Annotated in this window: 7 protein-coding genes, 1 tRNA gene and 1 pseudogene; 6 read left to right on the top strand and 3 right to left on the bottom strand. The window is 65.0% G+C overall.

Features of this window, described 5'->3' with window-relative positions; genetic code table 11:
• Positions 1–263 (bottom strand): annotated as a pseudogene (locus tag G6R19_RS08650) (xylose isomerase); the annotation flags it as partial.
• 139 nt (positions 264–402) lie between these two features.
• On the opposite strand from G6R19_RS08650, the gene G6R19_RS08645 reads away from it, so the two are divergent.
• The 3 genes from G6R19_RS08645 (at position 403) to G6R19_RS08635 (ending at position 3,059) form a co-directional block, all read left to right on the top strand.
• On the top strand, positions 403–1,629 hold the full coding sequence (locus G6R19_RS08645) for an ROK family protein (protein WP_163164101.1): 1,227 nt from the start codon (positions 403–405) through the stop codon (positions 1,627–1,629).
• A 78-nt stretch (positions 1,630–1,707) separates the two neighbouring features.
• Positions 1,708–2,529, top strand: coding sequence for a CPBP family intramembrane glutamic endopeptidase (locus tag G6R19_RS08640; protein WP_163164100.1), 822 nt, complete (start codon positions 1,708–1,710; stop codon positions 2,527–2,529).
• Positions 2,526–3,059: a hypothetical protein gene (locus G6R19_RS08635; RefSeq protein ID WP_163164099.1), complete on the top strand. Its 534-nt coding sequence runs from the start codon at positions 2,526–2,528 to the stop codon at positions 3,057–3,059. Before G6R19_RS08640 ends, G6R19_RS08635 begins: the two co-directional genes overlap by 4 nt.
• 124 nt (positions 3,060–3,183) lie before the next feature.
• On the opposite strand, the gene G6R19_RS08630 is transcribed toward G6R19_RS08635, so the two are convergent.
• Positions 3,184–3,256 (bottom strand) — tRNA-Arg (locus tag G6R19_RS08630).
• A gap of 217 nt (positions 3,257–3,473) precedes the next feature.
• Here G6R19_RS08630 and G6R19_RS08625 point away from each other — a divergent pair.
• From G6R19_RS08625 to ettA, 3 genes are all read left to right on the top strand, one after another.
• Entirely contained in the window at positions 3,474–4,037 is a 564-nt protein-coding gene (locus G6R19_RS08625; RefSeq protein WP_163164098.1) for a single-stranded DNA-binding protein, read from the top strand.
• Positions 4,038–4,159: 122 nt separating this feature from the next.
• Positions 4,160–4,759, top strand: coding sequence for a hypothetical protein (locus G6R19_RS08620; RefSeq protein WP_163164097.1), 600 nt, complete (start codon positions 4,160–4,162; stop codon positions 4,757–4,759).
• 52 nt (positions 4,760–4,811) lie between these two features.
• Entirely contained in the window at positions 4,812–6,494 is a 1,683-nt protein-coding gene (gene ettA, locus G6R19_RS08615; protein ID WP_163164096.1) for an energy-dependent translational throttle protein EttA, read from the top strand.
• Positions 6,495–6,616: 122 nt separating this feature from the next.
• On the opposite strand, the gene G6R19_RS08610 is transcribed toward ettA, so the two are convergent.
• A complete protein-coding gene (locus G6R19_RS08610) occupies positions 6,617–7,597 on the bottom strand; it encodes an acyl-CoA thioesterase II (protein WP_163164095.1) in 981 nt (326 codons plus the stop codon).
• Between the last annotated feature and the right edge of the window lie 37 nt (positions 7,598–7,634).

Raw genomic sequence — 7,634 nt, 5'->3', positions numbered from 1 at the left:
ATCGGGACCTTCAGCCCGGTCTCGGCCAGGGCCGCCTTGAAGTTCTTCAGGATCAGCTCCCGCTCCGAGGCCGTGGCCTCAAACGGGACCAGGTCATTGTCATGGAAAGTAATGCCGTACGCGCCCAGCTCCGCGAGCCGGTGCACCGCCTCCACCGGATCCAGCGCCGCACGGGTGGCAACACCGAACGGGTCAGCACCGGTCCAGCCAACAGTCCAAAGACCAAAAGTGAGCTTGTCAGAAGGGGTCGGGGAAAGAGTCATGATGCGTCCTTGCACTAGTGGTACCGCCGTCGGTCCGGCGGTTAGTTTATCGCTTGAACTATATAAGCGTGATTACGCTAAGGTCAATAGCAAAGGGAACGCAACCCACGGTCCCGCATTAAGTACGAGGAGGCCGGCCATGGCGAACACGGCAACGGCGACAGCGTCTGACGCCGCCACCCCGGGGAGCATGGGCGATGTCCGCCGGAGCAACCTTGCCCTCGTCCTGGGCACAGTTGCACAGTCCCCGGCCGGGTTCCACCTGACCCGGGCGCAGATTGCAGCAGCCACGGGACTGACCAAGGCCTCGGTGTCGAGCATTGTCCTCGACCTTCTCGAAGCGGGCATTCTGCACGAAATTGGCCTGAACCCCCAGGGCGAGCGCGGCCGGCCTGGCGTCGGATTGGAATTGAACCCCGCGCGGGGCGTGATGGGTATGGAAATCAATGTCGACTACATCGCTGCCGGCGCCACCAGTCTTTCCGGGACCGTGGTGGTGCAGGAGATTCGTGAACGCGACAACCGCGATACTGCAAGTGGGCCGGTGATGGCTGCCCTCGCTTCGTTGGCCGCCGAGGTGCGGGCGGCGGCCGCGGCCAAGGGCATGGAGGTTCTGGGTGGCGGACTGGCTGTTCCCGGACTCGTCGATGCCGGCAGTGCAACGGTCATTACTGCCCCCAACCTGGGATGGGTGGACGTAAAGCTGGACGTTGCCCAGTTGCTTCCCGGCCTGCCGTTGGGTGTCACGCTGTTCAATGAGGCCAATGCTGCCGCCCTCGCCGAACTGGCCCACGGTCCCCACCGCAAGCAGGACTTCCTCTTCATCTCCGGCGAAGTGGGTGTTGGCGGCGGGCTGGTCATCAGGTCGGAGCTTTTCACCGGCCCGGAAGGGCATGCCGGGGAGGTGGGCCATATTGTGGTCGACCCCGAAGGCAGGCCATGCTCGTGTGGTGGAACGGGCTGTCTGGAGACAATAGCCGGGCAGGACGCCATTTTTGCCGCCGCCGGGATTGAAGGAAAGCGGCAGGCGAGGTCGGAAAGCATGTCCGCCCTGATGGAGGCGCTTGCTGCGGAGAAGCCGGACGCAGTGCTGGCCGTGCAGCGTGCCGGGCGATCCCTGGGCGTCGCTATTGCCTCCACATCACGGGTTACCAACATCAGGGCCGTTGTGCTCGGCGGGCACTTCGCCGTCCTCGAGCATTGGCTGCGCCCGCCGTTGGTCGAAAGCCTCAGCAAGTACGCACCCGGAAAAATTCTCCCGGAAAACATCACCACTGCCGCGGTGGGGGAGGGCGGAGCCCTGCTCGGTGCCGCGGGCAGCGTGGTCCGTTCCCTCCTGGAGGCGCCGCACCGGCTCCACTCCTAACGTCTCGCCGCGCTACTGGCGCGCATGGGAGCCGGGGCGGACAATGGGAGCACCTTGCAGTGACTGTTTGGAGCCGTCATGCGCCGATTCACCGGCTGGCTAAAACACCACAGGCTTTTGGCTTTCTTTGTCCTGGCCTACGCGATTTCCTGGGCGTCGTGGCCTGCTTATGCGTCAGGACTGATTCCCCGTATGGAATTCCTGCCGGTGGGTCCGCTTGCCGCGGCAGTCATCGTCATCGCCCTGGCCGAGGGCCGCGCCGGCTTCCGCACGTGGGGACGGCGGCTCGTACGTTGGCGCGTCGGGTGGGTGTGGTACGCCGTCGCGCTTTTCCTCCCCGCCGTGCTTGTCCTGGCTGCGGGGCTCATCACCATGGCGCTCGGGGCCTCCGCCCCGGGCCTGGCCCAGCTGACGTGGAGCGGGATGCTGACCGTTTTCGCCGTCCGGCTGGTCAATCCGCTGGACGGGCCACTGGGCGAAGAACCCGGGTTCCGCGGCTACGCCCTCCCGCTGCTCCAGGTGTCCCGTCCTCCGCTGGTGTCCGCAGCCATCCTGGGCGTCCTCGTGGCCCTCTGGCACCTGCCGCTGGTCCTCTTTAGCGGGCTAAGCCTCATCGGACTGCCGACAACGTTTGCCATTACCTTCCTCTACGTGTGGCTTTTCAACCGCACGGGCGGCAGCGTCCTGCTGACGCTCCTGTTCCACAACAGCCAGGGCACGTTCACCATGGGTTCCTTCGGCTTCACCGGAGCCCAAGCCGCCCGCGTGGAATTGATCTACTTCGTCGTCGTCGTTCTCGCCGTCCTGGGCACTGTGGCGCTGGACCGCGGGGCCTGGCGCAAGGCATCGCGCCGTGCCACCGCGGTCGGCGCCTTCTCCCTGAGGAAGCGTCCGCTATGACCACACCCCTGGTTAAAGCTGCCGGCCATACCGCGCTTGTTTCCGGCGTTGTTTTCGCCGCTGTTGACGTGGCCCGCCTGCTGACTGCCGACCGGAGCCTCGAGCGCATCGAGATGATGAGGCAGGGACCCTTCCAACTGGCCAACGCTTTGTACTGGGTGGTGTTCATCGGACTTGTCCTTGCCCTGGTGTCCGTCTACTTCAGGCTCGGCGGCCGGGCGGGCGGACTGGGCGCCGTCGCATTCTGCTTCGCGCTCGTGGGCACCCTGGACATGGCCGGCAACATGTGGTTCGACGGCTTCGCCGCCCCCTGGATCGCAGACGTTGCCCCCGATGCCATTAACGCAGGAGGGTCCGGAATGCTGGCGATCGGCGGGTTATCCAGTTACGTGCTCTTCGCCCTCGGCTGGATGGTCTCGGCATCGCCGGCTGGCGTTCGCACATGTTCCCCGCCTGGATTGGCGGGCTGTTCGTTGTGGCAGGCGTCATTGGCTTTAACGCGGGACTGCCGCCCTACGGCATCCCCATAGGTCTGGTGATGGCAACACTCGGTTGCTGGATCATGCGCACAGGCGCCCCGGGCAGCGCCCTCGACACCACGTCCGGGCAGCGGCTCTGACCTGCGTTTTGGTATGTCAGAGCCACTTCCCGAAGTGCCCCAGGAGGGAATCGAACCCCCGACCGGCGGATTAGAAGGCCGCTGCTCTATCCCCTGAGCTACTGAGGCAATGGTTTCGGAGCTGAAATCCGGCGCCTCAAAAAGTCTACATTGCCCGAAGTCCCGGTGCTGTAACAGCTGCGCAACGGCCGACTGTTCCTCCACAGGCAGCCGCGGAGGGCCGGTTGTGCACATATGCAAGGCGAAGCCTCCCCGGTGGTCCCGCAGGGGCGGGATGCTGGTCTTGCCTGCTAGGGCATCACCACATGAAGACAAGGACGTAAAGATGAGCGACACCATAACGATCCGGGGCTTCGTTGCCACCGAGATCAAAAGCTCCACCACGCCAGGGGGAGTGGCCACGGCCTCTTTCCGCATCGGGTCCAATTCCCGCCGCTTCGACAAGCAATCGGGCACCTGGGGTGATGGCCACACGAACTGGTTCACGGTCCAGGGCTACCGCCACCTTGCAGGCAGCATGGGTTGCAGCATAAGGAAAGGCCAGCCGGTCATCGTGGTTGGCAAGCTGAAGATCCGCAGTTGGGAAAAGGACGGCCGGGTCTACTACTCACACGTCATAGATGCTGACGCCGTGGGCCACGACCTCACGTGGGGTACGGCCAACTTCATCCGGTCCTCCACCAAGCCACTTCTCTCGCTCGTGGAGCAGGAAGGTCCCATCGACGCCGAACCCCGTTCCGGCGCGGACGGACCGTTCGACGAGCCGGAGGACAGCGAAGAAGACCTGGACGACGCCGGTGATCCTGCTGCAGCCTTCGTCGAGGACAGCAATGGCGACCTACTTGCCCTGGACCTGGAAACGGGGGAACTCGCCGAATCCGGAGTCTAGGAATTCCCTGTATCAACGTCCCCCTTGGATCCCTGGGCGGGCAGGACCGCGGCACCCCCCCCGGCCGCGCCCTGCCCGCCCAGGTTGTGAGCGGCCGCCGGACCACATGGCAGAATGACAGCATGCGGACCAGCCCTAACCAACGGCACAACAGTACGGCCGGCGCATCCACTGCCGCTCCTTCCGCTTCACGGCACCTTGCCGCACACCGCGTGCTGGCGGCCCTCACTGGCGCCGCACTGGTAGCCGGCTTGTCGGCGTGCGCAGGCGGGATGACCGGTGCCCAGCCTGGTTCGGCTGAACCGGCAACTGCGGCGTCACCCACTGGGGCGTCACCCAATGCGGCCTCGTCCACCGGCCCCGGGTCCTCCGAAGCCCCGGCCGAACCGCTGGCGGATACATCCGGAGGGCAACTGACTGATAGCCCGGCGGCCGCCACCGAAACGGTCAAGAAGACCGTCACGGACGCCCTGGGCCGGCTGGCGGCGGGATCGCCCAAACCCGCTACCGCGCAGGTGGCCGAAGCCCTGACCGGAGCCGGAGTGGACCCGGCGGCATTGCAGGTCTCGCAGAGCCGGACCCCCACCGGCCTGGAAGCCGACGCCATCGAAGCCTCCGTACTCCAAGGCAGCGACTGTGTCATCGGCCAGGTCCGCGACGGTGCCGTCACAGTGACGGTCCTGCCGGTACTCGCCAGCGGCAAGTGCTTCGTAGGCTCCTGACCCCGGTTCCCCGAATGTGAGATATGCCCGCCAACCCACTAGATTTGGAACCATGGCGGAATTTATCTACACAATGACCAAGGCCCGCAAAGCCGTTGGCGAAAAACTCATTCTTGATGACGTAAGCATGTCCTTCTTTCCCGGCGCCAAGATCGGTGTTGTGGGCCCGAACGGTGCCGGTAAGTCCACCATCCTCAAGATCATGGCCGGGCTGGACACCCCCTCCAACGGTGAGGCCCGGCTCAGCCCCGGCTACAGCGTTGGCATCCTCCTTCAGGAACCACCCCTGAACGAAGAGAAAACCGTCCTGGGCAACGTCCAGGAAGGCGTCGGGGAGATCTACGGCAAGATCCAGCGCTTCAACGAAATCTCCGAGGAAATGGCCAGCCCCGACGCTGACTACGACACCCTCCTCGAAGAGATGGGACACCTGCAGGAAGCCATCGACGCCGCAGACGCCTGGGACCTGGACTCCCAGCTGGAGCAGGCCATGGACGCGCTCCGCTGCCCGCCTGCGGACGCCGACGTCACCAACCTTTCCGGTGGTGAGCGGCGCCGCGTGGCCCTGTGCAAGCTGCTCCTGCAGAAGCCGGACCTGCTGCTCCTGGACGAGCCCACCAACCACCTGGACGCAGAGAGCGTGCTGTGGCTCGAACAGCACCTGTCCACGTACGCCGGCGCTGTCCTGGCCGTCACCCACGACCGTTACTTCCTGGACCACGTGGCCGAATGGATCGCCGAAGTGGACCGCGGCCACCTGTACCCCTACGAGGGCAACTACTCCACATACCTGGAGAAGAAGCGCGCCCGTTTGGAAATCCAGGGTAAAAAAGATGCCAAGCAGGCCAAGCGCCTCAGCGAGGAACTGGAATGGGTCCGGTCCAACGCCAAGGGCCGCCAGACCAAGTCCAAGGCCCGCCTCGCCCGCTATGAGGAAATGGCGGCAGAAGCCGACAGGACCCGCAAGCTTGACTTCGAAGAAATCCAGATCCCGCCGGGACCCCGCCTGGGTGGCCTGGTGCTGGAGGCAAAGAACCTGCAGAAGGGCTTCGAGGACCGGACCCTGATCGACGGACTGTCCTTCAGCCTGCCCCGCAACGGCATCGTAGGCGTCATCGGCCCCAACGGCGTCGGCAAGACCACGCTCTTCAAGACCATCGTCGGACTGGAGCCGCTCGATGGCGGCGACCTGAAGATCGGTGACTCCGTCAAGATCTCCTACGCGGACCAGAGCCGCGGTGGCATCGACCCCAACAAGACCCTGTGGGAGGTCGTCTCGGACGGCCTGGACTTCATCCAGGTTGGCCACGTGGAAATGCCGTCCCGCGCGTACGTTGCCGCTTTCGGGTTCAAGGGCCCGGACCAGCAGAAGAAGGCCGGTGTGCTCTCCGGTGGTGAGCGCAACCGCCTGAACCTGGCCTTGACCCTCAAGCAGGGCGGCAACCTGCTGCTCCTCGACGAGCCCACCAACGACCTCGATGTTGAAACCCTGAGCAGCCTCGAAAACGCGCTGCTGGAATTCCCGGGCTGCGCCGTGGTGGTCTCGCACGACCGTTGGTTCCTGGACCGGGTGGCCACGCACATCCTGGCCTACGAAGGCGACGAGGAAAACCCGTCCAAGTGGTACTGGTTCGAGGGCAACTTTGAATCCTATGAGGAGAACAAGGTGGAGCGGCTGGGTCCGGACGCGGCCAAGCCGCACCGGGTCACGCACCGCCGCCTCACCCGCGACTGAGCCAACCCGCGCCGGCAGCAGGCGCTGGCGCGACAGGCAATAAAGGCAATAAAGGCAATAAACAGGCCGGCACCCTCAGGGGTGCCGGCCTGTTTGCATGGTCCGGAACAAAGCGCTGGCGGCTAGTCCCGGGAAGCCTTGCGGATCTGGTGCTCCATGACCTTGGACTGGAAGGCGCCCACCACCTTGTTCTTCAGGTCGGTAGGCACGCGGACCATCCCTTCCTGGGCCACCGACGCTACGTGCTGGCCGGCCTGGTTGAAGATCTTGCCCGTCGCCAGTCCGCGGGCGCCCTGTGCGCTCGGTGATTCCTGGACGTACAGAAGCCATTCGTCCACCCGGGCCGGGCGGTGCCACCACATTGCGTGGTCCAGGCTGGCAACGTTCATCCCGGGAGTGATCCAGCTCAGCCCATGGCGTCGCAGGATCGATTCCAGCAGGGTGTAGTCGCTGGCGTAGGCCAGGGCCGCACGGTGCAGGTTGGGGTTGTCCGGCATGGGGCCGAAGGTTTTCATCCACACGGCGTTGCGTGCTGCCCGCTCACCGTTCGCTGACACGTACAGCGGAGGATCAACGTGCCGGATGTCGAAAGGCCGTTCATACGCCCAGTGCCGCGCCACCGGATGGTCGAACTTGCCCAGCAGGTCCGCTGTGCTGGGCAGCGACTCGGGGTCGGGGATCCCGCTGGGCATCACGGACTCGTGCTCGACGCCTTCGTCCTCGCCCTGGAAGGAGGCGATCATTGACAGGATGGGCACGCCTTCCTGGTAGGCATGGACCCGCCGTGCCGAGAAGGACCGGCCATCGCGGAGGCGCTGCACACCGAAGGTGATGGGCTTGTTCGCGTCGCCGGGGCGAAGGAAGTAGCCGTGCATGGAATGGACAAAGCGGTCCGGATCCACCGTCCTGAATGAGGCAACAAGTGACTGCGCCAGCACCTGTCCGCCGAAGACCCGGTGATGGGGCTGCTGCTGCGACGGGCCCAGGAAGATGTCCTCGTCCGTCCGTGCTCCCTCCAGCTCACCAAGGTCAAGAAGGGAGATGAGCGATGAGGTGGGGTCTCCGCTGGGGAGCGCCAGGAGTCCGGCGTCGGCTTCAGTCATGGTTCGACTCTAGACGGCGCCCCGGCACTGCTCAACA

Source organism: Arthrobacter sp. Alg241-R88, assembly GCF_900537115.1.
Classification (GTDB): Bacteria; Actinomycetota; Actinomycetes; order Actinomycetales; family Micrococcaceae; genus Arthrobacter.
Note: the sequence above shows the minus strand (reverse complement) of the source record. Positions and strands in the feature narration are given on the sequence as shown.